Raw genomic sequence first — 22,817 nt, 5'->3', positions numbered from 1 at the left:
CCCCGTGATCTGCGACCGCTTCGCCCGCGCCATCTTCACCTCCATCATTCCCAAATTTTAGGGTGATGGCTCTCCACTTTTCCAGGGCAAGTCCAGACCACGTCCTGCGCCAGGCTGAGCGCGGCACCCTCACCACCCTGGAGGCCATCGACGCCCTGCTCGGCGAGGAACTGGCGCTGCGGGAAGCACGCCGTGTCAAGGCCGCCCTCCAGATGGGCCGTCTGCTCACCGTCAAGACGTTGGCGGGCTTCGACTTCGCCTTCCAGCCTTCCCTCGACAGGGACCGTATCCTGGCCCTGGCCCAACTGGACTTCATCGACCGGCACGAAGTCCTCCACCTCCTGGGCCAGCCCGGATGCGGCAAGACCCACCTCGCCACGGCCCTGGGCGTCGAGGCCGTCAAGGCGGGACGCTCCGTCTACTTCACCACCCTGGCCGACCTCATCGCCTCCCTGGCCAAGGCCGAACGCGAAGGCACCCTGCGGGAACGCTTGCGCTTCCTCTGCCGCCCCCAACTCCTCATCGTCGATGAGATCGGCTACCTCCCCGTCGTCCCCGGCGGCGGCAACCTCTTCTTCCAACTCGTCAACGCCCGATACGAAAAGGGCGCCATGGTCCTCACCTCGAACCGCGGATTCGCTGAATGGGGCGACGTCTTCGGCGACACCGTCGTCGCCACGGCGCTCCTCGACCGCCTTCTCCACCATGCCATCGTCGTGCAGATCGAGGGCGCCAGCTACAGGCTACGCCAGCACGCCGACCTCATCCCCGAAAACGTCCGGCGAAGACCCGATACCGCACCGCTCCAAGCCATCCGGAAACGCGGAAGACCGCCGAAAGTGAGGCCCGCCGACACCCACCCAATCAATTAGCCGAACAAACCATCTGGGGATTTTTAAGTCGCCACTTCTGGGGAAAATCACTTCGCCGTTTACATTCAGGGCGCGTTCCGTCAACGCCTTCTTCAATTGCTCAAGCAGGCCGTTCTGATCAAACGCCGTCTTGGCATCCGCCCCGGCAAGCAACTGGTCTAGCAGCGCGTCAGGGATAACTGGCTCTTTGCGTCGGGCCATGGGGGGGCTCCTTCTTTCTCACTATGACCCCGCCGAGCACGAAATTCCTGATAGTCCCGCGCTTGGCCAGCCCGACGGCGGCACAAGCCGAACGGCAGGCCGAATGGAGCACCTGCACGTCCATCGACCGGCTCCCGTCCCGGCCGGGAAACAGCCAATGACCGGGCCGGGCCAGGCGCCAGTAGGTGCGCAGGATGCCCAGCAACTGCGCCGACAGCATGACGTAGCGGTCCTTGCCACCCTTGCCGTGCTCGACCCGGATGACCATCCGCCCACCGTCAATATCGCCGACCTTAAGGCTGACGGCCTCCGATGCCCGCAAGCCCGCCGCGTACGCCGTCGTCAACGCCGTCCGGCTCTTCAGGCTCGGCACCGCTTCCAGGAAACGCACCACTTCGTCCGCGCTCAGCACCACCGGCAGCTTGCGTGGCTCGCGCGCGTACGGGATGCGTTCGGGCAGATCGCCATACCCCAGCGTCACGCCATAGAAGAACCGCAGGGCGCACACCGTCTGGTTCAACGCCGGCCACGATATCCCCGTGGCGACCAGATGGACCTGGAAAGCACGGACGTCCTCAAGACCAAGGCGGTCCGGCGACCGCCCAAAATACCGGCTGAACTTCGCCACGGCATGCACGTAGGATCGTTGCGTCGCCGGCGACAGATTACGGACCGTCATGTCCTCGATCATGCGGCGACGTAGAGGGCTCAACTCGGCCATCGCGGAACCTCCTGTCTGTGGATTGGGCTTCGACAACCGCAATCCTCAGACCGGAGGCCTCATACGCCAACAGCGGCGCCATTCCCGCGACAGCGGGTTCGTTCAATCAATTTAATCAATTTCCAAACGGGCACTTCGGTCAATGTGCCAGGACCTGTATAAGGGGCAGACTAAGGAAGGCGAGGAACGCGCCAATGTCGACAGAGGGAGCTGTTTCATGTTTTCGGCTGTAATTCCATGACGGCGCTGAAATGCGCAAGTTGTGAAATGTCGATCATACAAGGACGATATATGATCGACATCTGGGGTTTGCCCCATTGTCAGGGCTGTCTGCAAGAAAGCCGGTGCCAGTATTGCGCCGCCCCCGTCGTTGGCCGCCGCAACTGCAGTACCTGCGTCTCGTTGGCGGTTAACGATATCGATCTGGCCCGCCGTCGCTTTGTGGAAGTGGCATCATTCGCCAGAGAGGTTGGTCTGGTATCAAAAGGCCAGAACCTAAAGTTCGAGCTTGGATCAACGTTGGCGATGCGCGCCAAACATGGTAGTGCCAGCTTTGACGACCACACACTCGGCGTGACGCGGTCAACAATTCTGGTCGTACATGGCAAGGAGAGGCGGGATGTTGATGGCGTGGCCGTCGTCAGCGGCCTTCCATGGCCGATCTTTGACGGCGTTGTTGCGCATGAACTTGGACATGTTTGGGCTGCAAGAAACAATTTGATGTTTGGCACTATTGAAGAGGAGGGTCTCTGCGAAACCATCGCCTATCATTGGTACCGTCAGCGCGGAACCCTGGGTGCCGACCGACTTGCCGACGCGATAGAGAAAAACTCTGACCCTGTTTACGGCGACGGCTTTCGGATGATGCGGAAGATCCAAGGGCAAACCACATTGAAGGATTTCCTCGGTATACTGTTGTCACGGGCGCGACTGTGACTGGATATACAATAGAAGTGCCTGCCAGTTCTTTTCATGTTCCTTTTCTTTGCTTAATTCTCTCAAGGAGTTGTTAGAAAGTATTTCAGAAAATAATTTTTTCAAGAAACCATCTCTGGTCGAAATATAGGAAGATTTAATCGCGACGAATTTAAATTCTAACGGTTCAATATCCAAAAACTTGCCAATTTGAGTGTTGGACATTTTGTTTAATAATTTAATGTTCATTATTTTTCTTGTAAAGAAGCTGCTAAGTATTATTAGCCTATATGCAGATTTGTTGACTTTAAGATTTATATCGTGAGGGGCCAGATGCCCGTAACGTACTTCAGTGCGTTTAACGAGGTTGATGATAGGAATAATATCATCCATCCTTGCTTTTTCGCTGACATCTGCGGATGGGTCTTGTTTCTGTAGGTGAGAGGGTTGCGCCGATGCGGAAAACTGGTTGTCACGAGCGCCAGTCAGCGGGTGATCTGGAACCTGTCTAGGCGCAGATGTCGAAGACATGGGGGGCTCACTGCTATGTCGCTCCCGCGTGGTGCCGGAACTACCAAGCTTCGCCTTCTCCGCTTGGTCTGCATCCACAGCATGGCAATCGTCGTCCTGGTCCATATGCGGCACGCTGGAGACAGCCGCGCCGGCTGTCGGCGCCAATGCAGTTTCCGGCGTCGCCAAGATAAGACCGTCTCGCGTAGCTGGCGGCAGAATATCATTGCCAATCGTCGGCGCCAGGGCTGTTGCCAAATTGTTCGCAATCGGAATAGAAGTCCCAATCGGCCAACTGGCCCGGGCCACGCTGTAGTTATCGACCTCCGCGCCCGGCAGCAGCCAGATTTCTTCCAGCGCCTTGCATGCCTTCTCACAATCCTGCATGGAAATGTTTTCGTAATCGAGATCCCTGGCACGCTGAAGTGTTCTGTCTACCCCATCCGTAGCAAGATAGACATGGACGGCCGACGAATCGCTGTAATTGATCGGGCCACCGGCGAACACGATATTTTTGGCCAAGGAAACATAGGAGCCGATCTCGACGTCATCGGTGGATTTCAGATGGGTGTCCCTGGCAATGAGGTTGGTGCCGTCCGGCCCGATCTTCACGATCTTGACGCCACCATCGCCAACCCAGAATGCCACTCCCCTCTCATGGCCAAGGCAACTGACCAGCAGTGTGGAATTGTACCAGAATTCATCGCGATTTATGTGTCGCTGATAAAGTTCCGGGGACCAGTCCGGGGGCGTCGCCTTCTTTTCGCGGATAATCGACTGGTCCATTTTCAGCGCTTCAAGCACAGTCGTAGCTAGCTTTTTCCGCAAGCTGGGAGCGAAGTCTGGTGCATCGAATGTGCTGTCCAGAATCATCGACCGGATCACTTTGAAGGCCGCAAGGCAAGCCAGCCGGGACGCCCGCTCAGACCAAAAGGTCCGTGTGCTGACACCATCCGCCACCGCAGCGAACGCATAGCGGGTTGCGCCCGCGCCGGGGATCACCGCTGACAGCGCCGAATCCTCGTTGCGGCTCTTGTCCTGGGGGGGGCCATAGCATGTCGCCGCTACCGGCCACCCGTCCCCCGCACCGATCAATTCCATCAGTTCGTTGAAATCCAACGTGATGGGTAGTGCGGGCTGGTTCAGGATGACATCTTCGGATCTGCATCCGGGCAGCAGATACCCATTAGTCTGCGTCACGCGCCCCCCAAGGGGCTGTAAGCTTTCCAGTACTTGAGAAGCTACCTGTCTATCTATGGCAATCATTCCATGCTGGCAGCAATAGATCTCAAACATTCTTGGGCTTCCAATCACAGGTATTCGTCAAATTTCTGAAGGCCGACACCAGTAATTGCAATGCTGAGAAGGAGTAATAGAGACGATATGATCATAAGCACTATCGCCAGGACAGCATTGTTATATTCGTTTAATGCAAAGCCGGCGCCTATTATCGCGACAGCTATAGCGCCCCAGCACGGCAAGGCACATAGTACCAGTACACCAAAAAGCTTGGATACGTTACCACGGCCCTTGACCCAGGACTGGACCATGGTTTGCGGCCTTCCCAGGGCAATAGAGGTAATGAGAAGAGGGAATATCCTTAAAGAAATGTACGTTATTGCCAAATAATAAATGATAATAATTAGCGGCGTGACGCGCTCCGGTTGAAGAAACGCAATAGGAATTGATGTCAAGATATTAAATGCAAAAGAAATAAGTATCGCCTTTAGCTCGCGTCCGCCAAGGTGGAAATAAAGCAGCGGGCGTGACTGTCCCTCCAGCTTGGCCGAAATGCGCGTCCAAACCATGGTTGTCATAAAGGACGCCACCATTGCGAGAAGGCCCAGGAGAATAAAGAACAATTCTCGATCGGGAATGAACTGCGTCTTGACCTGAAGGTATATTGCCCCCCAAATCAGAGCGGCGATGCCCCAGGCCCTTGCCAGAAAATGATCCAGCTTTGCCAGTACGAAGGCGTGCGCCTGTCTGGCGATCTTCCAGGAGGATTGCGTAGAAGGCTGCGCAATACTACTATTGACTGACGGGGATATTGGTGCCGTTACTGGCGATTTGACCGCCTGTTGCGTAGTTACGGGTTGACTACCCGGTGGGGAAGATGCTGGGACACTTGGCGGGGATATGGCAATGCCGTTGGCAATCTGTTGGGCCTCTGCATAGAGGGCGCCAATCTTCGCTTGAGCGTCAGGCATTAACGTTATTCCTTCCCCAGTGGTGCTCCGTGCGCTCCATCCGGTAATCGCTTGGGTTGCTGCCCCATTTACTAATATCCTGAGAAAACTACCGCAAGGCGCAGGTTTCAGCAATAGTGCCGTCGATGGCTCTTGTGCAAAAGAGTTGCACTGCGCGTCCTTGATAGAGCGCGCTCTGCGCCGCCGGCTTCTCGCGGGTGGCCCGTGATGCCGCTCCGGAAAGATGAAGCCTTATGGCTTCATCACACCACGCGGCGGAAATCTTGAAAGATGCAATTCAATCCAGCAATTATTCTACAGCGACGGCAGGGGGCGGACTTGGCGAATTTCTTCATCAGTTACAATAGGGCTGACCGCCAGTGGGCCGAATGGATTGGCTGGCAGTTGGAGGAGGTGGGATATAAGTGTTATTTGCAAGACTGGGATTTCCGGCCGGGGACTAATTTTGTACTCAAGATGCATTGTGCGGCCAAGGAATGTGCCCGGACAATCGCGGTGCTCTCTAGCGAATATCTGCGAGTGGAGTATGCTCAGGCTGAGTGGGCTGCGGCGTTCACCAATGACCCTTCCGGCGCTTCCGGCGCGTTGCTGCCGGTCAAGGTTGGCGCGTGCGATCCGGGGGGGGGATGCTTAAGGCAATAACCTACATAGATCTCGTCTCGTGCGGGGGAGAGGCCGAGGCCATCGCCGTACTGCGTGCTGGGGTCGACTTATATCGTTCCAAACCAGACAGCAAGCCGCACTTTCCCAAGTCGGTACAACCCCGCCCGAGGATGCCCAATACACCGCCACCAGGTCACGTCCCCCCGGGTGGTGTAGCAGGCACTGGCGCCGGGGCAGCCCTGTAGGACGGCGTAGCCGGCCGGACGGGCTGTCCCGGCGGGCGGTCATCGTGGGTCTTCGGTAAAGTCTGGTCACCACAACTATCCCCAACCGAGGGTGACCACGATGACCGACGAGATGATGGCACTGCGCAGCATGCTGGAAAAGGGCGCAGACGCCGATGTGCTGAGGCAGATGATCGGCTTTGCCGCTGAGCGGCTGATGGAATTGGAGGTCCATGCCCTGACCGGGGCGGCGCCCGGGGAGCGGTCACCCGACCGCCTGGTCCAGCGCAACGGCTACCGTGACCGCGACTGGGAAACCCGTGCCGGCACGGTGGAACTGCGCATCCCAAAGCTGCGCAAGGGCAGTTACTTCCCGGGCTTCCTGGAGCCCCGGCGCATGGCGGAAAAGGCGCTGACCGCCGTCATCCAGGAAGCCTACTGTTAATCGGCGTGCAGCTTGGACGCCGATCAGCACAACAACTAACTGATTTTGTTGAAAACAGCAGGGTCACCTGATCGCGCCGATTTACACAGGGCTTGCGAAATCTGATCCTGCGCAGGCTGAAAGCCTGGTCGGGCCCCCAGGTGAACGCCCGCCGGGACGACAGCGTGCACTTGTTGAAGAAGGCGGGGATCCACCTGCGATTTGTCAATGGCGGGGGCTCGGGCAGCTTTGAGAGCACGCGGACCGATCCCAGCGTGACGGAATTGGCGGCCGGATCGGCGCTCTACGCACCCGCCCTCTTTGATCACTATCGTGATTTCAAGCTTGAGCCTGCCGCAGGCTTTGCCGTCCGCATCGCCCGCCAGCCAAAAAGCGATGTCTTCACCTGTAGCGGGGGCGGTTATCCGGCCTCGGGCCCCAGTGGCTTGAACCGGGCTCCGATCCCCTGGTTGCCGGAGGGAAGCCGGCTGATCCCCGACGAGGGGGCCGGTGAGGTTCAGACACCTGTGGTTTATGATGGGCCGGAAGAACTCCGGATCAGCGACCCGGTATTATTCAGGCACGCCAAGGCGGGCGAGCTGTGCGAGCGCTTCAATGAACTGCTGCTGATCGAGAACGGGCAGGTCGTGGAGCGGGCCAAAACGTATCGTGGACAGGGCCACTGCTTCCTGTAGAGTAATTTTCATTGTGCCTCGCGCGGGAGAGCATGGCCAAGGGCCATCGCCGAAGGAGCAACCGCCCCGGAATCTCTCAGGCACCCGGACCGCGCCAGGCCCAACATCCGAAGAGTGGCCATCCTTTTGGAATCGGCCCGCCGTAGGAGAAAGCGGACCCCCATCCCGGGGAAGGCCCGTGAAGCTCTCAGGCCCAAACACGGATGGGGCGTATTCCGCCGGACGCCCGGCGGATGGAGCCGTACCATGTCCCAGACTGCTGAAACATCATCATCGCGCACCGCCGTGATCGGGGCCGGCATCACCGGCATCACCACGGCGTATCAGTTGCAGGAAATTGGGGAGAACGTCGTCGTATTCGACCGGCATCCTTATGCCGCCATGGAAACCTCCTACGCGAACGGGGGGCAACTGTCCGCCTCGAACGCCGAGGTCTGGAACCAGGTGGGCACGGTCGTGAAAGGCCTTAAGTGGATGCTGCGCCGGGATGCGCCTTTGCTGGTCAATCCCAGACCGTCCTGGCACAAATACAGCTGGTTCGCGGAGTTCCTGGCGGCCCTGCCGTCCTATCGCGACAACACCATCGCCACCACCCGCTTGGCCATCGCGGCACGTCGGCACCTGCTAGATATGGCTGATCGGGAAGGCATCGATTTCGCCTTGGAGCAGCGCGGCATTCTGCATGTCTACCGGGATGCGCCGGCGCTGGCGCATGCGACCCGCGTCAACGGCCTTTTACGCGAGGGTGGCCTTGACCGGCGGCCCGTCGACGCCGACGAAATCCAGGCGTTGGAGCCCGCTCTTCAGCAACGTTTCCTGGGCGGATTCTACACGCCCAGCGACTTTACCGGGGACATCCATCTCTATACCACCGGCCTGGCCCAGGCCGTTGCCCGACGCGGTGGTCAGTTGTGTTTTGAAACCGTCGTTACCGATCTGAAGCCGCGGCGCGATGGCGTCGAACTCCGGTGGCGAGGGGCGGCCGGCGAGGGGGAAGGGCACTTCGACCGGATTGTCGTGTGTGGTGGCGTGGGGTCCCGATGGCTGGCGTCGCAGTTGGGGGACCGTGTCAACGTCTATCCGGTGAAGGGCTATTCCATCACCGTCAACCTATCCGATGCCGAGAGCCAACAGGCGGCCCCCTGGGTCAGCTTGCTGGACGATGCCACGAAAATTGTGACAAGCCGGTTGGGCGTCGGACGGTTCCGTATCGCCGGCACCGCGGAATACAATGGGGAAAACCGCGATATCCGGGCCGATCGCATCGCCCCGCTGATACGCTGGTGCCGTACCTTGTTCCCTGGGGTCAGCGTGGAAAGCGTGGTTCCATGGGCCGGGCTGCGGCCCATGATGCCTGACATGATGCCGCGCGTTCAACCCGGCGGACGCGCGGGCGTCTACTACAACACAGGCCACGGGCATCTCGGTTGGACCTTGTCGGCCATGACCGCCTGGATGACAGCGCAACTCGTGGCGGCGCATCGTCAGGGAAGGTGAGAGCTCCAGTGTGAAACAGTATCCAACTGGAACTCAGACGATGTCCCGCCGCTCTCATCCTGTTTGTCGCGCGGCACCGCTGAATCGGGCGTTGAGGGCGACCAGGTCTGGGGCATGCCCCAGACCTGATTTCACGCTATCATCTCCCAGCCCTCGGCGGCGCTGTCCCGGTTGCTGCCCACGCCAACGCATATCGGCGGCTGCCGTGGGCTGCAAGTCCTCCATCGACAGTTCCAACTGCTTAATCCCTCTGGCGACTTCACCGGGCAAGAGGACACAGTTCTTTATCGCCGAGGATGGAGCTAATTACGGCTCGCACTTAAACCTGGCTTGGCAAGCTGTCAGCCAGCTCTTTGATGTTATCGAGCAGCCAGCGAACCCCGGCATCCTTGTCCCGGACTTCATGCCACAGCGCCAGTTCCACGATCTGGGGGAATTTCACCCATGTCGGGTGCAGCTTGATGGGATAAAAGCGGGCGAAATGTTCGGCATAGCGCCGGTGCATGGTGGCGAGCCGCTTTGTGCCGACGATTGCCGGACAGAGGTCGGCGAAATTGGGCAGCAGGATTTCCACCCGACGGTCAAAACCCAGTTTGGCGATATGCTCATCGGTCACCGATGGCCTGCGGTCCGGGCCGAAGGTGGCCACCGCATGGCCGGCGGAGAAGAAGGTGTCGGCTTCGATGTTGTCATAGCCGGCGCCACTCCAACTGATGATGACATCCTCGTCAGTCCATAGCTGCATCGAGGGGTATTGGGGGTTCGCGAACGGGATGACCGTAAACATGAGGTCGACTTCGGCCCGGTCCAATCTTTCGCCGGCCTGACTGCTGGGCAAGATGACTTCAAAACTGACGGACGGTGCCTCGCTGGCCACCTTGGCGAAAAGGTCGGCCAGGACGATCGCGTACGCGTAGTCCGACGCGACTATCAGGAAGTGGCGCACGGCCGTCGCGGGATCGAAGTTTCCGGCGCGAGTGATTTCACCGCGAATCTGTAAAAGGGCCCGACGGACTGGACCGGCCAGGGATTCCGCCTTGGGCGTGGGCAGCATTCGTCGCCCATGCAAGACCAACAGATCATCCTGGAAATAGTCGCGCAGGCGGTTCAGTGCGCCTGTAACGGCGGGCTGGGTCAAGTTAAGGCGCCGGGCCGCCGCAGAGACGTTGCGCTCCTGGATTAGAGCTTCAAGGGCAACCAGCAGATTAAGGTCAAGACCATCGAAGCGCATGCTTCAATATATCAGTACCATCTATAGACGGCAAGCCGAAATTCGATTGGACGCTAATAGGTAACGCTAGGAAATTGAATGACGAACGAATGCTGGCCGGCAAATCGCCGCCGAAGGCGAGCAGGGAGCTTGGGAAACGCGAATGAAAAGCCGTACAGGGTGCCGTTTCGTCGATCTTTCCATCACCTTGTGCAATGACGTGGTGACAGATCCCCCTTTCATGCGGCCAAAAATCGATTACGTCGGCCACAAGGACACAGTCGCCGAGGCAGGCCATTTCTTTCCCGGCATCACCGCCGAGGCTTTGCCGGGAGGAGAGGGCTTTGCCGCGGCGGAGACCGTGACGCTATCGACCCATAACGGGACGCATCTCGACGCGCCCTGGCATTTCCATCCGACACAGGATGGTGGGAAGCCTGCGCTGACCATCGATCAAATCCCGCTCGATTGGTGCTTCTGCCCCGGCGTGAAGCTCGACTTCAGGCATTTCGCCGATGGCTATGTCGTGACGGCCACGGATGTGGAGCGGGAACTACGACGCATCGGGTATGAGCTGCAACCCCTCGACATCGTTTTGGTCAACACGGCGGCCGGCGGTGCCCTCGGCCGCGCGGACTACATCAACACGGGCTGCGGCATGGGGTATGAGGCGACGATGTACCTCACCTCTCGCGGGGTCCGTGTAACCGGGACAGACGCATGGAGTTGGGATGCGCCATTTGCCCACACGGCGCGCCGCGTGGCTGAGACGGGCGATACCTCCCTCATCTGGGAGGGGCATAAGGCCGGTCGAGAGATCGGCTATTGCCACCTGGAGAAGCTGCATAATCTCGAGGCATTGCCCGCTCACGGGTTCACCGTGTCCTGCTTTCCCCATAAAATCCAAGGCGCCTCCGCCGGGTGGACGCGCGCTGTCGCGATCCTGGAGGACTAGGCCATGAAGCTGTCCACCGTGGCAAGCGGCTCCCGTGATGGCCGCCTTGTCGTCGTATCGAGAGATCACGCTCGGGCGGCTCTCGCGGATGGGATCGCGGCGACGCTTCAAGAGGCGCTGGAGTGCTGGACCGACGTCGAGGGCGCATTACGGGATTTGGCGACGGAGGTGGATGCGGGAACCGCGCCTGGCCTTGCGCCGCAGTCGGCTTGGCAGTTCCTGGCGCCATTGCCGCGCGCCTGGCAGTGGTTGGACGGCTCTGCCTTTGAAAGCCACGGGGCGCTGATGGCCAAGGTTTTCAAGATGGACCCAGCGCCGCGTGACCGCCCGTTGATGTACCAGGGCATGTCGGACCGATTTTATGCGGCGACCGAGAAAGTTCCCTTTGTGACCGAGGCGGACGGGATAGACTTTGAAGGTGAGTTCGGGGTGATCGTTGATGAGGTCCCCCTCGGCTGCGGACCGCATGAGGCGGCGGCGCATATCCGGCTTGTGGTGCAGATCAACGACTGGTCGTTGCGGAACCTCGCCCCTATCGAAATGAGGACGGGCTTCGGTTGGGTCCAGGCGAAGCCGGCCTGCAGCATGGCGCCGGTCGCGGTCACGCCGGATGAACTCGGCGCCGCATGGCGCGATGGCCGTGTCGACCTGCCACTCGAGGTTTATTGGAACGGCGCGCTTTTCGGGCGTGCCAATGGCCACGCGATGAGCTTCTCCTTTCCAGAATTGGTGGCTCACGCCGCCCGAACCCGCAGCTTGTGTGCGGGAACCATCATTGGGTCGGGCACCGTGTCCAACCCGAACTATCGCGATGTTGGGTCGTCCTGCATCGCGGAGCGCCGAGGCATCGAAATCCTGGACGAAGGAAAGGCATGGACTGCCTTCATGTCCTTCGGTGATCGCGTCCGTATGGAAGCCAGATCAGATAGCGGGCAGCCCCTATTTGGCGCCATCGATCAGCAGGTCGTCCGAGCGCGCACGTGATCATCCAGTAAATAAGAACAGGAGGAGGCCATGTACCCATTCAAGGAAGGTCAGTCGGTCGTTCGAAACAGATGGTACCTTGCGGGGTTTGCCCATGAAATCACGCGAACGCCGATGGAAAGGACCATCCTCGGCAAACCCGTCGTATTTTACCGGACCACGGTCGGGGCGGCCGTGGCCATGCACGGCATTTGCCCCCACCGCTACTTCCCCTTGGCCCAGGGCAAGCTGCAGGGGGACTCCATCGTCTGCGGCTATCATGGCTTCGTGTTCGATGCCGACGGAAAGTGCAGTGAGATCCCGTCGCAGGGTACTGGCGCCGGCTTCTGCCAGCCGACCTATCCGTTGGAGGAACGGGGGCCTTTGTGCTGGATCTGGATGGGGGACAAGGATCGTTGCGACACCGCCCTCCTGCCTCCTCATGAGGATTTCGGCATCGGCGTCGAGGGATGGCATGCCAGCTCGTACAACCACTTCCTGATGAAGGGGCGGTATCAGCTGCTGATCGATAACCTGATGGACCTCACCCACCTGCCTTACCTGCATTTCCATATTCCGGGTGGCGAGGCTATGAAGAAAATGGCGATGAGGGAAGAGGAGCGTCCGGCCAGCTACCGGCTGGTGCGCACCGGCAAGCTTCCCTGGAATGGCTTTGCCGATCTGGTGTGGGGGGCGGAGAACCAATACGAGGGCATCGCCGATTGGGAGTCGATCACGGACTTTTACGGCCCTGAACTGATCCGGACCAACTTCCCCTTGTTCACCCGCGTTCCGGGCCACGACGTCGTCCCGCCGGCGCTGGGCCATCTCCACATCCTGCATGGCATTACGCCAGAAACGGAAACGACGACCCACTACTTTGGCTTTTCCATCCGGAATTTCCGCCTGCAAGACGAAGCGCTGGATGAATTCCAACTGGAATCGGACAAGAAGGTCCGCGGCCAGGATGTCGCGGCGATCGAGGCGATCGAACCGCGGCTGGACCGGGCGGCCGCCTTCCAGCGGGAATTGTTGGTTCGGTCAGACTTGCCGGCGGTGAAGGTGCGCAAGATCGTCCAGTCCATGCTGGATGCGGAAAGATGAGTTGCGATCATCCTCTTTCGACGTGTGGTCCGTGTCGTGAGCCGATACCGGTCGCTCAGCGTGGGCGGCATGTCGTGGTGGACCTGCACTGCCACCTCAACGTTCCGGCGGCGGATGCCCTGATCCGGCGCGAGGTCGCGGACCCGCCCAATCCCTTCGCCTTCCTGTCGGAGGCGTCCAAGGCCACGAACGCCAAGCTTTTCGGCGACATCGGGCGGAAGCTGAACGGTGTCGAGGAACGCCTGGCGGACATGGATAGGCTGGGGGTGGACGTGCAGGCGATCAGCCCATCGCCAGGGCAATATTACTATTTCGCCCCGCCAGAGGTCGGACGCGCCGCAGCCCGGCTGGTCAATGACCGGGTGGCGGAAGTGGTGGGCGCCCATCTGGACCGGTTGGTCGGCATGGGGACGGTACCCCTTCAAAACACCGAGATGGCGATTGCCGAGATGCGCCGATGCGTCCACGAGCTGGGTTTGCGGGGCATCGAGGTCGGATCGAACGTCGCGGGGAAGGAACTGGCCGACCCTGCGCTCCGCCCCTTCTTCGCTGCGGCGGAGGAGTTGGGGGTCCTGCTGTTCCTGCATCCGTTGGGCTTCACCCACGGGCACCGCCTCGCGGCGCACTACCTCGACAACATTATCGGCAACCCGCTGGAATCGACCATCGCCCTCAGCCACCTGATCTTTGGCGGGGTGTTGGCCCAGCATCCGGGGCTCAAGCTGTGTGTGGCGCATGGCGGGGGCTTCCTGCCAGCGTACTGGGGCCGGATGGACCACGCGTTCCGGGCCAGGGAGGATTGCCGCGCGCACATCACGCGAGCACCGTCGTCTTATTTGCGGCAGGTCTGGCTGGACACGCTGGTGTTTGATCGTGACCAACTCGACGCGCTCATCCACAGCCATGGGGCGGACAGGTTGTGCCTGGGGACTGATTATCCGTTCGACATGGGGGAACCCGATCCGCTGGGATTCCATGCCCACCTGCCGGAGGACGTGCAGGCCAGGATACTGGGCCTCAACGCGGCGGAGTTGCTGGGGTTGCGGCCGTTGCGGGGCGAATAGGCGGCAAAAGGGCTCGAATTATTCGACACATTGAATGGCGCTGACCGGCCTGGTGCTGGTTGGCGCCGTTTTCATTTCCGCCTGACGTCCAGGATACTCACTTCCGTAGACATATCAGCGGCGCCTATATGTCTGTGGCCAATATTCGATTGGACGATAATAGGTCAATGATGGAAAAGCTTATAGCAACCGGTGGCCGAAGAATTTGGCGCCGGAAAAAATAGGGAGAGCGACGACCAGTGGTGATGCCGCGGTCTTCCAATATTCATCCGAAATTGAAAATGCTGGGGAGGTGTCCGTGATGCGCTTGAAAAGCCTGCATCATGTGAAATTCCAGGTGAATGATCTCGCCACCACAGAGAAATTCGCCCAAGATTTCGGGCTGATCACCGTTGAGATCTGCCCGGACCGGCTGATCATGCGTACCAACGGCGGTGACAGCTACGCTTATGTCGCCGAACGGGGGGACGCCGCGGTGTTCACCGGCTTCGCCTTCGAGGTGGAAAGTGAGGCCGACCTGGAGGAGGCGGTGCGGGTGCATAAGGCCAGCCCGATCCGCACGCTGGATATGCCGGGCGGGGGAAAGGCCGTGACCCTCACGGATCCCAACGGCATCGCGGTGGACCTCATCCATGGCGTCGCGCGCATCCCGCCGGGGGAGGCTTATGCCCCGCTGATGTTGAATTCGCCCCTTAACTACGTCCGCGAGGGGCGGTTCGAACCCAAGCGGCCCCTAGGCCCCGCGAAGCTGTTCCGCATCGGCCATGTGGGCCTGTTCATCCCCAGCTTCATGGCGACGCTGCCCTGGTACGTCGATGTGCTTGGGCTCATTCCCAGCGACGTCTATCACCTGCCGGGCCAGCCTGGGATTCGGATCGTCGGCTTCCTCCGCCTCAATCGCGGCGAGGAACTGGTGGACCATCACTGCGTGGCCCTGATGCAGAGCCGGGGCGGTGAGACGGCCTGTCACCACATCAGCTTTGAAGCGCAAGACTTCGAGGCGCAGTTCATGTCGCACCGCTACCTGGAATCCAAAGGCTACGAGCTTGTTTGGGGCGTGGGGCGCCATCCCCACGGCAGTCATGTCTTCGACGTTTGGCGCGACCCCGACCGCAATCGCTTCGAAACCTTCACCGATACCGATCGCCTCAGAGCGTCCGACGGTACCCGGGTTCACGGCATCCATGAGGTTGAAATGGATGTCTGGAGCTCCGATCCGCCCGACCGCTACTTCGCCTGACACGTCCTATAAATTTACGATGGAACCCGACCATGCCTGACCATGACTTCCTGAAACAGATTCCGGCCGCCCCCCAGCCCGAGGGCGTCGACCCCGCCACCGGTCTGGTTTCGGGCAGCTTCGGGATCGGCACGTTCCGGACCGGTGCCGATGCGGCCTTCCCTGGCATTGTCGTTCCGGGCGGCGCCGTCTTCAGCATGTCCGACCGCTATCGCGACACCCATGCCGTGTTTGACGACTGGGGCCGTGCCGTCGACTGGGCCAACGAGGTTGCCCACCGGCAGGACCGCCAGGCGTTCACCTACGACGCGCTGGAGATCCTGCCCGTCCTTTCCCATCCGAACATCCTGGGCGCCGGTTCCAACTACCGCCAGCATGTCGCGGAAATGATGACCTTCAACAAGTTCAACCAACATGCCCGGAAGGAGGGGGAGGGCGACGAGGCCTTTTTCCACCGTAACCTGGCCGAGATCGATCGGCGCGGGCGCGAAGGCATGCCCTTCTTCTGGACGGGCTTGCACTCGGCACTCTGTGGTGCCAATGACGACGTGCCGTTGCCTCTGATTGGCAAACACCCCGATTGGGAACTGGAGTTCGGTGTCATAGTCGGGAAGACCGGGCGCTATATCCGCCCCGATGAGGCCGACGACCTGATCGCCGCCTATGTCATGGTCAATGATCTCGGCACGGTGGACGAGTTCCGTCGTGTCGACGTTCGTTTTCAATATGATTGGGTCAGCAAGAACCAGCCGAACTTCAAGCCTTTTGGCCCTTTCGCTGTGCCCAAGCAGTTTGTCGACCGATCAAAGGTGCAAATCCGCCTATCGGTGAACGGTGCCGTCCGCCAGGATTGGCCCATTAGCGACATGATCTTCCAGCCGGAGCAAATCCTGTCCTACGCGACGGAGCGCATCCGGCTGCTGCCCGGCGACCTGCTGATCACCGGGTCCCCGCCCGGCAACGCGGCGATGCACGGCAACGCCTGGCTGAAGCCCGGCGACATCGTCGAAAGCGAAATCACCTACCTCGGCCGCCAACGGAACCAGGTCGTGGCAGAAGACGCTGGCGGGAGGGCACCGACCTACGGGCCATTTATAACAGAATGGTAAGGGTTGCGATGAGAAGCTGGTCCCTCAAGGAGCACTGTTCCCCCTTTGCCCTGGGCGCGCTGCGCATTGTTTCAGGTCTTCTGTTTCTTCAGCACGGCATGCAGAAGCTTTTCCTGTGGCCCATCAGTGAACACCATCCCGGCCCCGTCTCGTTGCTCAGTGTTGCCGGTGTGGCGGGGATACTGGAGTTCTTTGGGGGGATGGCGGTCGCCCTCGGCTTGCGCACGCGGGCTGTGGCGTTCGTCCTGTCCGGTGAAATGGCGGTAGCCTACTGGGGCATCCATTTCCGGGCAGGGCTGCACATGAGGGATGGCATCCTGCCGGTAGTCAACCAGGGTGATCTGGCGATCCTGTTTTGCTTCGTTTTTCTGTACATTTTCTTTGCCGGTCCGGGCGCCTGGAGCATCGAGAAGGTCATCCGCAAGACATACTAACGACTGAAGCGAGGGAGGATAATAATGGGATTCCTGCGAAACGCATGGTACCCGGCGGCCTGGGACAAGGACGTGACGGACGGAACCGTCGCCATTCGGATCATTGACCACCCCATCGTTCTGTTTCGCGACGAACAAGGGCAGGTCAAGGCCCTGTTCGATGCCTGCCCGCACCGCTTCGCGCCCCTCAGTCGCGGCAAGGTCCGTGACGGTCGCCTGGTTTGCGGCTATCATGGGCTGGAGTTCGGTGGTTCCGGCGCCTGCCTGCGCAATCCCCACGGCAAGGGCGCTGTCTCCTCCGCCTTGGCGGTACGGTCTTACCCGGTGGCCCAGCGGTACGGAATGCTGTGGGTCTGGATGGGGGAACCGGCTCAGGCCGAAGAGACCAAGCTGCCGGTCCTGCCGCTGTTCGATGAGCCGGACCAAACCTGGGTCTATGGCCAGTTGGACGTCAACGCCAACTATGAACTGGTGATCGACAACCTGCTGGATCTCACGCATGTCGAGTTCCTGCATCCCTTCCTGGCATCCCCGGGGAATTCGGAGAGAACAACGTTCCGGGCGCGGCAGGACGGCAACCAGGTCAATGCCTTCTACGACGTGGTGAACGAACCCATCACGGGCCTGTTCCGGTTGCTTTGGGAAGGGGCGGAGGATTTCGCCAACCTGAAGGCCTACATGCATTGGCAGGCCCCGGCCAACCTAAGCCTGCAGACTGGCATGAGCCTTCATGAAACGGTCCAGGCCGACGACCCCCGGATCAACATCATGCACCTTTTGGTGCCACAGTCCGAGGATATGACGCGGTATTTCTGGGCGGCGGGGCGCAACAAGGCGAGGGAGAGCCAGGAGGTCTCCGGCATGTTGCACTACGGAACCCAGAACGCGTTCGTCAACGAAGACGAACCGATGATCGCCGCTGTGCGCAGCCGGATGCGATCGAATGATCTGCTGGCGCACAAGCCGGCATTGCTTCCCATCGATGAGGCGGCCATCCGGGCTCGTCGCATCCTGAAGGGCATGATCGACAAGGAACAGCACCTGCTGGCGGATTGACCGGCGGGCGACGTGGCCGCGTCCCAAGCGGCCATCGGATCATAAATAAAACGCCGCCTAGAGGGGCGGTGAGTGGCAAGGCGTCCAGGGGGCACTCGCTGCCCTCACAATATTCGCGTGCCCAAAATTCACAACGGATCCAACCCGATCCGCATCGGGCTGCAGAAGAATCGCCGCCAAGACGGCGCAATAAGCGGGAGGGATTAAATGAAGTCGACGTTGCTGCTGTCTTCAGTCTGTCTTGGTGCCTTGCTCACCAGCCATGCCGCCTGGGCCCAGTCGTCGGGGGCACCATCATCGGATCCCCAAGTCAACGGGGCGACGAATGCACAGCAGGACGACGGGCTGACAGATATTGTCATCACCGCCCAGCGGCGGTCCGAGAACCTGCAGCACGCGGCGATCGCCGTATCGGCGGTGGCGGGCGACAGCCTTCGGGACTCCGGTGTTACGCGGCCAGCGGAGTTGACGAGCGTGGTGCCAGCACTGCAGGTCAGCTCGTCTTCCGGGTCGAGCAGCGTTTTTTATCTGCGCGGCGTCGGCAACTTCAACGGCAACGCCTTGAGCGATCCGGCCGTCGCTTTCAATTTCAACGGTGTCTATATCGGCCGTTCAACGGGAACGACGGGATATTTCTATGACCTGGAACGTGTGGAGGTGCTGAAAGGTCCGCAAGGAACCTTGTACGGCCGAAACGCCACGGGCGGCGCGGTCAATGTCATCCCGCATGGGGCGGAGCTGGGGGACACCAGCGGTGAATTGACGGTGGAGTACGGCAATTATGACGCCGTTCGTGTGGATGGCGATTTGAACATGCCGCTGGGCAGGGACGCCGCCGTGCGCGCGGCCGGCGTTTACGTTCGCCACAATGGCTACATGAATGATGGCACCGATGATCAAAACGACATGGGCGGCCGGGTATCGCTTCGGGTTGAGCCAACAGACTCTCTGACCATCAACCTGACGGGCGATGTCTTCCGGCAGCGGGGGAACGGTACTGGCGCGACCCCCCTGAACCTGAATGTCGATGATCGTATCGGTCTTCTGTCGTCGCAGGGGCGGGCCTTCTATGCCAGCCAACCCGATGTCCTGTTGGGTCGGACCTTCGTGCCGATCACGGCCAATCCCTATATGCACAATAATTCCTGGGGCATTTCCTCCAACATCGAATGGCAGTCTGACTGGGCGAAGCTGACGCTCATTCCAGCGTACCGCGAGAACCATGTCGACTTCGTTTCGGACAATCCCGGGTTCGTTATTAACCAAAGAGAGACGGATAAGCAGACAAGTGTGGAGGCCCGCTTCGCGACCGACGATACACAGCCGCTGCGATTTCTTATCGGTGGGTTCTATTATGACGAAACCAACGACGTCCCGCTGAACCAGTATAGCTCGCAAGCCCAGCTTTCGAACCAAACCTACACTCAAAGCTCCGAGAGCCTGGCCGCTTTCGGGCGCCTGACCTATGCGCCGGTTCCAGACGTGCGGCTCACGGTTGGCGGCCGTTACACGACGGAGGACAAGACTTTCGCCGGCACGAACAATAGCGTCTTGCGCCCCTGCGTACTTCCGACGACGTACTATCCGAGCTATGTTCCGGGTTGCCCGATGGCGAGTGCCTTCCCCTACAACATTGTGGCCTTGCCAGCCCCGAACTTCGACCCCAGCCAGGATGGCACCCTTACCATCCCCAGCGTCATCGACAATACTGGCAGCGCGGCGAAAAAGGCGACTTTCAACAAGTTTACCTATCGCTTGGGCGCCGACTGGGACGTCACCGACAGCAACCTTTTGTTCGCCAGCTATGAAACCGGCTTCAAATCCGGTGGCTTCTTCTTCTCCGCGGATGCCGGCACCTACCGCCCGGAAACCATCGACGCCTATACGCTGGGCAGTAAGAACCGTTTCTTCGACAATCGTCTCCAGGTCAATATCGAGGGGTTCTATTGGAAATATAAGAACCAGCAGATCAGTCATTTGGGCTTCGATTCCAACGGGACGGTTATTTTCCCGACGGAGAACGTCGGCCAATCGACGATCCGGGGATTTGAGACTGAAATCCAGTACCTTCCGATAAAGGACACGCTACTATCTGCTGATATTCAGTACCTGGATGCGCGCTACGACAACTTCGTCTATGCGACCCCAAATTCCAATGGGGGTGTCGACAATGGAACTGGCTGCCCCAATGCCAGCATCACCGGGAATTCCTATGTGGTGAACTGCTCTGGTTCCCGTCCGCCCAATTCGCCGCTGTGGACGTTGAACCTGGCCGCCCAACAGACCTTCCCGCTGGACAATGGCGCCAGGATCATCGCCAACGCGCGCGCGCATTTCCAGACGCAGACGCTCGCGGGGCTGGAGTTCACGGCCGTCGAAAAGCAGGACGCCTACTGGATGGCGGACACCTCGCTGACCTACAACGCTTCCGATGACAGGTTCTTTGTCACCGCGTTCGTGAACAACATTTTCGATAAATCCGTGGTCAGCGCGACGTTCCCCACGAGCTTTGCGCTTTTCACCGTCGGCACGTTGCGGCCCCCGCGGACCTATGGCCTGCGCACCGGCGTTCGCTTCTAGGCCGCGACGACTGGAAGTCTTGATGGCTTCCACTGCAAGGGCCGGATGATGGGGCGGCGTGGCTAATTAATTATTCGCGCCATCTCATCATCCTCTCTGGTTTTAGTTCCATTCATTACACGCTGGTGGGGAAATGCCTACATTGATCGTTACTTCCCGCGATGGGAATAGTCATAATGTTGTCGTCGATGCGGGCCTTTCCGTCATGGAGGTCATCCGCAACGCCGGCTTTGATGACCTGCTGGCGTTGTGCGGCGGGTGCTGTTCCTGTGCCACCTGTCACGTCCATGTGGACGAGGGCTGGTTGGGCCGGTTGCCGCCCATGACCAGCGACGAAGATGAGTTGCTGAACAGTTCCGGCGACAGGAACGGGACATCCCGGTTGGCTTGCCAGGTCATTTTCACCGATGACCTCGATGGACTGCCGGTCCGTATCGCGGAGGCGGGGTGATCGATGCGGCGCTATGACGTGCTGGTCGTCGGGGCCGGTCATGGGGGCGCGCAGGCGGCGATCGCCCTGCGCCAAAATAAATTCGCCGGCAGCATCGCTCTCCTCGGTGACGAACCGGACCCGCCTTACGAACGCCCCCCTCTATCGAAGGATTATTTGGCGGGGGAAAAGACATTCACCCGCCTCCTTATCCGCCCGCCAGCGTTTTGGGACGAGCGGGACGTGACCCTGTTGCCCGGGCGGCGTGTCGTCGCCGTCGATCCCGTCCACCGAACAGTGACGACGGCGGACGGTGAGACGATCGGCTATGGCGAGATGGTCTGGGCGACGGGCGGAACTCCCCGCCGCCTATCCTGCGCCGGTGCGGACCTGGCCGGGATTTATACGCTTCGCACACGTGCCGATGCCGATCAGATGCAGGGGCGTTTGGCTGGTGTGGAAACCGCCGTAGTCGTTGGCGGTGGCTATATCGGCCTGGAAACAGCGGCAGCACTAACCAAGCTGGGCAAGAAGGTCATTGTGCTGGAGGCCCAACCCCGCGTTTTAGCCCGTGTCGCGGGCGAGGCGCTGTCGCGCTTCTTCGAGGTGGAGCACCGTGGCCACGGCGTGGAAATCCGCCTGGAAACGCAGGTCAATGCCATCCTGGGAACCGGGGCGGTGACGGGGGTACAACTTGTGGGTGGGATGATCATCCCTTGCCAAATGGTCGTCATCGGAATCGGTATCATCCCCGCTGTGGAGCCTCTGCTGGCAGCGGGTGCCGATGGTGGCAACGGTGTCGAGGTGGATGATCGGTGCCGGACATCGCTGCCGGGTATCTACGCCATCGGCGACTGCGCCCGGCACGCCAACCGCTATGCGGAGGGGCAGCGCATCCGCCTTGAGTCTGTACAGAATGCCCATGATCAGGCGGCTGTGGCCGCACGAGCGATTGCGGGGCAAACGGTGTCCTACGACGCGGTGCCCTGGTTTTGGTCACAGCAGTACGATCTGAAACTCCAAACGATTGGCCTCTCTCTCGGTCATGACCAAGCGGTGATCCGCGGTGATCCGGCATCCCGCAGCTTTTCGGTCGTCTATCTTAAGAGGGGCCGCATCGTTTCTTTGGACTGCGTGAACGCGGCCCGCGACTACATCCATGGGCGAAGCCTCGTTGCGGACGGGATCATAATCGACCCAGAGCGCCTCGCCGATTCCACAACTTCCTTGAAAGAACTTGCGGAGATGCTCCGATGACAGATGATCAAAGACGGTATATTGTCGTTGAAACTGCGGTCGGTGTTCTTATTAGTGCAGCGGTGTCAGTACTGTTTGTTTTCATTGTGTTTGGTGGGCAGAACGTCGTACCGCTTGCCGGTCATGTCGGGGTGGCGTTCGATTCCCTGCCGCAGAGTTTCATGATCGTGCTGATGAGCATCTTGATGCCGACGTTTTTAACCCGTCGCCGGTTGCGCTTTCGCACGTATCTGCGTATGAACGAACGAAAAAGAATCAGCTTACCTCGGAACGCCCTTATACGATCCCTGGCCCTCGCCGTACCGGCTGCAATTGTCTGTTGGTTGTTTCACGTTACTATTTTGCCTATCGTTTCTGCTCCAGAATGGAATTTTTTTTCATTGCTATTTTATAAGGCAATATATGGAGCTCTGCTTTCCCTTATTTTCTCTCCTGTGGCCATTTACATGGTGGACTTGCCCTGGAAAAGTGGAGAGCCATTTGCTCGCCGTCAGGCGGTAGCCTCGAACAGGACGGGACTTTTGTAGCCCAGGGCCGAATGCC

At 59.9% G+C, this 22,817-nt stretch carries 21 protein-coding genes, 2 pseudogenes and 2 riboswitches; of the genes and pseudogenes, 18 read left to right on the top strand and 5 right to left on the bottom strand.

Annotated features, from left to right (window positions below; genetic code table 11):
* Positions 1 to 65: 65 nt before the first annotated feature.
* On the top strand, positions 66 to 872 hold the full coding sequence (gene istB, locus FHS74_RS29850) for an IS21-like element helper ATPase IstB (protein WP_184807919.1): 807 nt from the start codon (positions 66 to 68) through the stop codon (positions 870 to 872).
* Positions 873 to 938: 66 nt separating this feature from the next.
* On the opposite strand, the pseudogene FHS74_RS29845 reads toward istB, so the two are convergent.
* Positions 939 to 1,073, bottom strand: a pseudogene (locus tag FHS74_RS29845) (IS256 family transposase); the annotation flags it as partial.
* Positions 1,042 to 1,794, bottom strand: coding sequence for a tyrosine-type recombinase/integrase (locus tag FHS74_RS29840; RefSeq protein WP_184807918.1), 753 nt, complete (start codon positions 1,792 to 1,794; stop codon positions 1,042 to 1,044). The gene FHS74_RS29840 and the pseudogene FHS74_RS29845, both read right to left, overlap by 32 nt.
* Before the next feature lie 291 nt (positions 1,795 to 2,085).
* Between FHS74_RS29840 and FHS74_RS29835 the strand changes: the two genes are divergently transcribed.
* Entirely contained in the window at positions 2,086 to 2,730 is a 645-nt protein-coding gene (locus tag FHS74_RS29835) for a protein DA1 (RefSeq protein WP_184807917.1), read from the top strand.
* Here FHS74_RS29835 and FHS74_RS29830 read toward each other — a convergent pair.
* Together FHS74_RS29830 and FHS74_RS29825 are read right to left on the bottom strand one after the other, a co-directional pair.
* Positions 2,713 to 4,515, bottom strand: a complete 1,803-nt coding sequence (locus FHS74_RS29830; protein WP_184807916.1) for a protein phosphatase 2C domain-containing protein — start codon at positions 4,513 to 4,515, stop codon at positions 2,713 to 2,715. The genes FHS74_RS29835 and FHS74_RS29830 overlap by 18 nt on opposite strands.
* A gap of 14 nt (positions 4,516 to 4,529) precedes the next feature.
* Complete coding sequence (locus tag FHS74_RS29825; RefSeq protein WP_184807915.1) at positions 4,530 to 5,429, bottom strand: hypothetical protein; 900 nt, start codon at positions 5,427 to 5,429, stop codon at positions 4,530 to 4,532.
* A 318-nt stretch (positions 5,430 to 5,747) separates the two neighbouring features.
* On the opposite strand from FHS74_RS29825, the gene FHS74_RS29820 reads away from it, so the two are divergent.
* The 4 genes and pseudogenes from FHS74_RS29820 (at position 5,748) to FHS74_RS29805 (ending at position 8,872) form a co-directional block, all read left to right on the top strand.
* Positions 5,748 to 6,071, top strand: a complete 324-nt coding sequence (locus tag FHS74_RS29820; RefSeq protein ID WP_184807914.1) for a toll/interleukin-1 receptor domain-containing protein — start codon at positions 5,748 to 5,750, stop codon at positions 6,069 to 6,071.
* Positions 6,072 to 6,377: 306 nt separating this feature from the next.
* A pseudogene (locus FHS74_RS29815) lies at positions 6,378 to 6,695 on the top strand (transposase); the annotation flags it as partial.
* A 98-nt stretch (positions 6,696 to 6,793) separates the two neighbouring features.
* Positions 6,794 to 7,375: a type III PLP-dependent enzyme domain-containing protein gene (locus FHS74_RS29810; protein WP_184807913.1), complete on the top strand. Its 582-nt coding sequence runs from the start codon at positions 6,794 to 6,796 to the stop codon at positions 7,373 to 7,375.
* Between the two features lie 13 nt (positions 7,376 to 7,388).
* Positions 7,389 to 7,477: riboswitch (glycine riboswitch) on the top strand.
* 2 nt (positions 7,478 to 7,479) lie between these two features.
* Positions 7,480 to 7,581, top strand: a riboswitch (glycine riboswitch).
* A gap of 40 nt (positions 7,582 to 7,621) precedes the next feature.
* The gene (locus tag FHS74_RS29805; protein ID WP_184807912.1) at positions 7,622 to 8,872 is read left to right on the top strand and encodes a D-amino acid dehydrogenase; all 1,251 of its coding nucleotides are present in this window, start codon (positions 7,622 to 7,624) and stop codon (positions 8,870 to 8,872) included.
* A gap of 319 nt (positions 8,873 to 9,191) precedes the next feature.
* On the opposite strand, the gene FHS74_RS29800 is transcribed toward FHS74_RS29805, so the two are convergent.
* Positions 9,192 to 10,103 (bottom strand): LysR family transcriptional regulator, encoded by a 912-nt coding sequence (locus FHS74_RS29800; RefSeq protein ID WP_184807911.1) that lies wholly within the window; start codon positions 10,101 to 10,103, stop codon positions 9,192 to 9,194.
* Between the two features lie 142 nt (positions 10,104 to 10,245).
* Here FHS74_RS29800 and FHS74_RS29795 point away from each other — a divergent pair, with 142 nt between their 5' ends.
* From FHS74_RS29795 to FHS74_RS29740, 12 genes are all read left to right on the top strand, one after another.
* The gene (locus tag FHS74_RS29795) at positions 10,246 to 11,037 is read left to right on the top strand and encodes a cyclase family protein (RefSeq protein ID WP_184807910.1); all 792 of its coding nucleotides are present in this window, start codon (positions 10,246 to 10,248) and stop codon (positions 11,035 to 11,037) included.
* A gap of 3 nt (positions 11,038 to 11,040) precedes the next feature.
* Complete coding sequence (locus tag FHS74_RS29790; protein ID WP_184807909.1) at positions 11,041 to 12,021, top strand: fumarylacetoacetate hydrolase family protein; 981 nt, start codon at positions 11,041 to 11,043, stop codon at positions 12,019 to 12,021.
* A 30-nt stretch (positions 12,022 to 12,051) separates the two neighbouring features.
* Positions 12,052 to 13,104 carry an aromatic ring-hydroxylating oxygenase subunit alpha gene (locus FHS74_RS29785; protein ID WP_184807908.1) on the top strand — a complete coding sequence of 351 codons (1,053 nt, stop codon included), beginning with the start codon at positions 12,052 to 12,054 and terminating at the stop codon, positions 13,102 to 13,104.
* A gap of 74 nt (positions 13,105 to 13,178) precedes the next feature.
* Positions 13,179 to 14,168 (top strand): amidohydrolase family protein, encoded by a 990-nt coding sequence (locus FHS74_RS29780; protein WP_184807907.1) that lies wholly within the window; start codon positions 13,179 to 13,181, stop codon positions 14,166 to 14,168.
* Between the two features lie 301 nt (positions 14,169 to 14,469).
* On the top strand, positions 14,470 to 15,408 hold the full coding sequence (locus FHS74_RS29775; RefSeq protein ID WP_184807906.1) for a VOC family protein: 939 nt from the start codon (positions 14,470 to 14,472) through the stop codon (positions 15,406 to 15,408).
* Between the two features lie 32 nt (positions 15,409 to 15,440).
* Entirely contained in the window at positions 15,441 to 16,517 is a 1,077-nt protein-coding gene (locus FHS74_RS29770; RefSeq protein ID WP_184807905.1) for a fumarylacetoacetate hydrolase family protein, read from the top strand.
* Between the two features lie 8 nt (positions 16,518 to 16,525).
* Positions 16,526 to 16,951 (top strand): DoxX family protein, encoded by a 426-nt coding sequence (locus FHS74_RS29765; protein WP_184807904.1) that lies wholly within the window; start codon positions 16,526 to 16,528, stop codon positions 16,949 to 16,951.
* A 24-nt stretch (positions 16,952 to 16,975) separates the two neighbouring features.
* The gene (locus tag FHS74_RS29760; protein WP_184807903.1) at positions 16,976 to 18,007 is read left to right on the top strand and encodes an aromatic ring-hydroxylating dioxygenase subunit alpha; all 1,032 of its coding nucleotides are present in this window, start codon (positions 16,976 to 16,978) and stop codon (positions 18,005 to 18,007) included.
* Positions 18,008 to 18,214: 207 nt separating this feature from the next.
* A complete protein-coding gene (locus FHS74_RS29755) occupies positions 18,215 to 20,587 on the top strand; it encodes a TonB-dependent receptor (RefSeq protein WP_184807902.1) in 2,373 nt (790 codons plus the stop codon).
* A gap of 142 nt (positions 20,588 to 20,729) precedes the next feature.
* Positions 20,730 to 21,038 carry a 2Fe-2S iron-sulfur cluster-binding protein gene (locus FHS74_RS29750; protein ID WP_211106632.1) on the top strand — a complete coding sequence of 103 codons (309 nt, stop codon included), beginning with the start codon at positions 20,730 to 20,732 and terminating at the stop codon, positions 21,036 to 21,038.
* A 3-nt stretch (positions 21,039 to 21,041) separates the two neighbouring features.
* Positions 21,042 to 22,274 (top strand): NAD(P)/FAD-dependent oxidoreductase, encoded by a 1,233-nt coding sequence (locus tag FHS74_RS29745; protein ID WP_184807900.1) that lies wholly within the window; start codon positions 21,042 to 21,044, stop codon positions 22,272 to 22,274.
* The gene (locus FHS74_RS29740; protein ID WP_184807899.1) at positions 22,271 to 22,801 is read left to right on the top strand and encodes a hypothetical protein; all 531 of its coding nucleotides are present in this window, start codon (positions 22,271 to 22,273) and stop codon (positions 22,799 to 22,801) included. The genes FHS74_RS29745 and FHS74_RS29740 overlap by 4 nt, the downstream gene beginning before the upstream one ends.
* Positions 22,802 to 22,817: the final 16 nt, after the last annotated feature.

The sequence above is a fragment of the Nitrospirillum iridis genome, assembly GCF_014205765.1.
In the GTDB taxonomy this organism is placed as follows: domain Bacteria; phylum Pseudomonadota; class Alphaproteobacteria; order Azospirillales; family Azospirillaceae; genus Nitrospirillum; species Nitrospirillum iridis.
The sequence above is the reverse complement of the archived record's forward strand: the minus strand, read 5'-3'. Positions and strand labels throughout refer to the sequence as shown.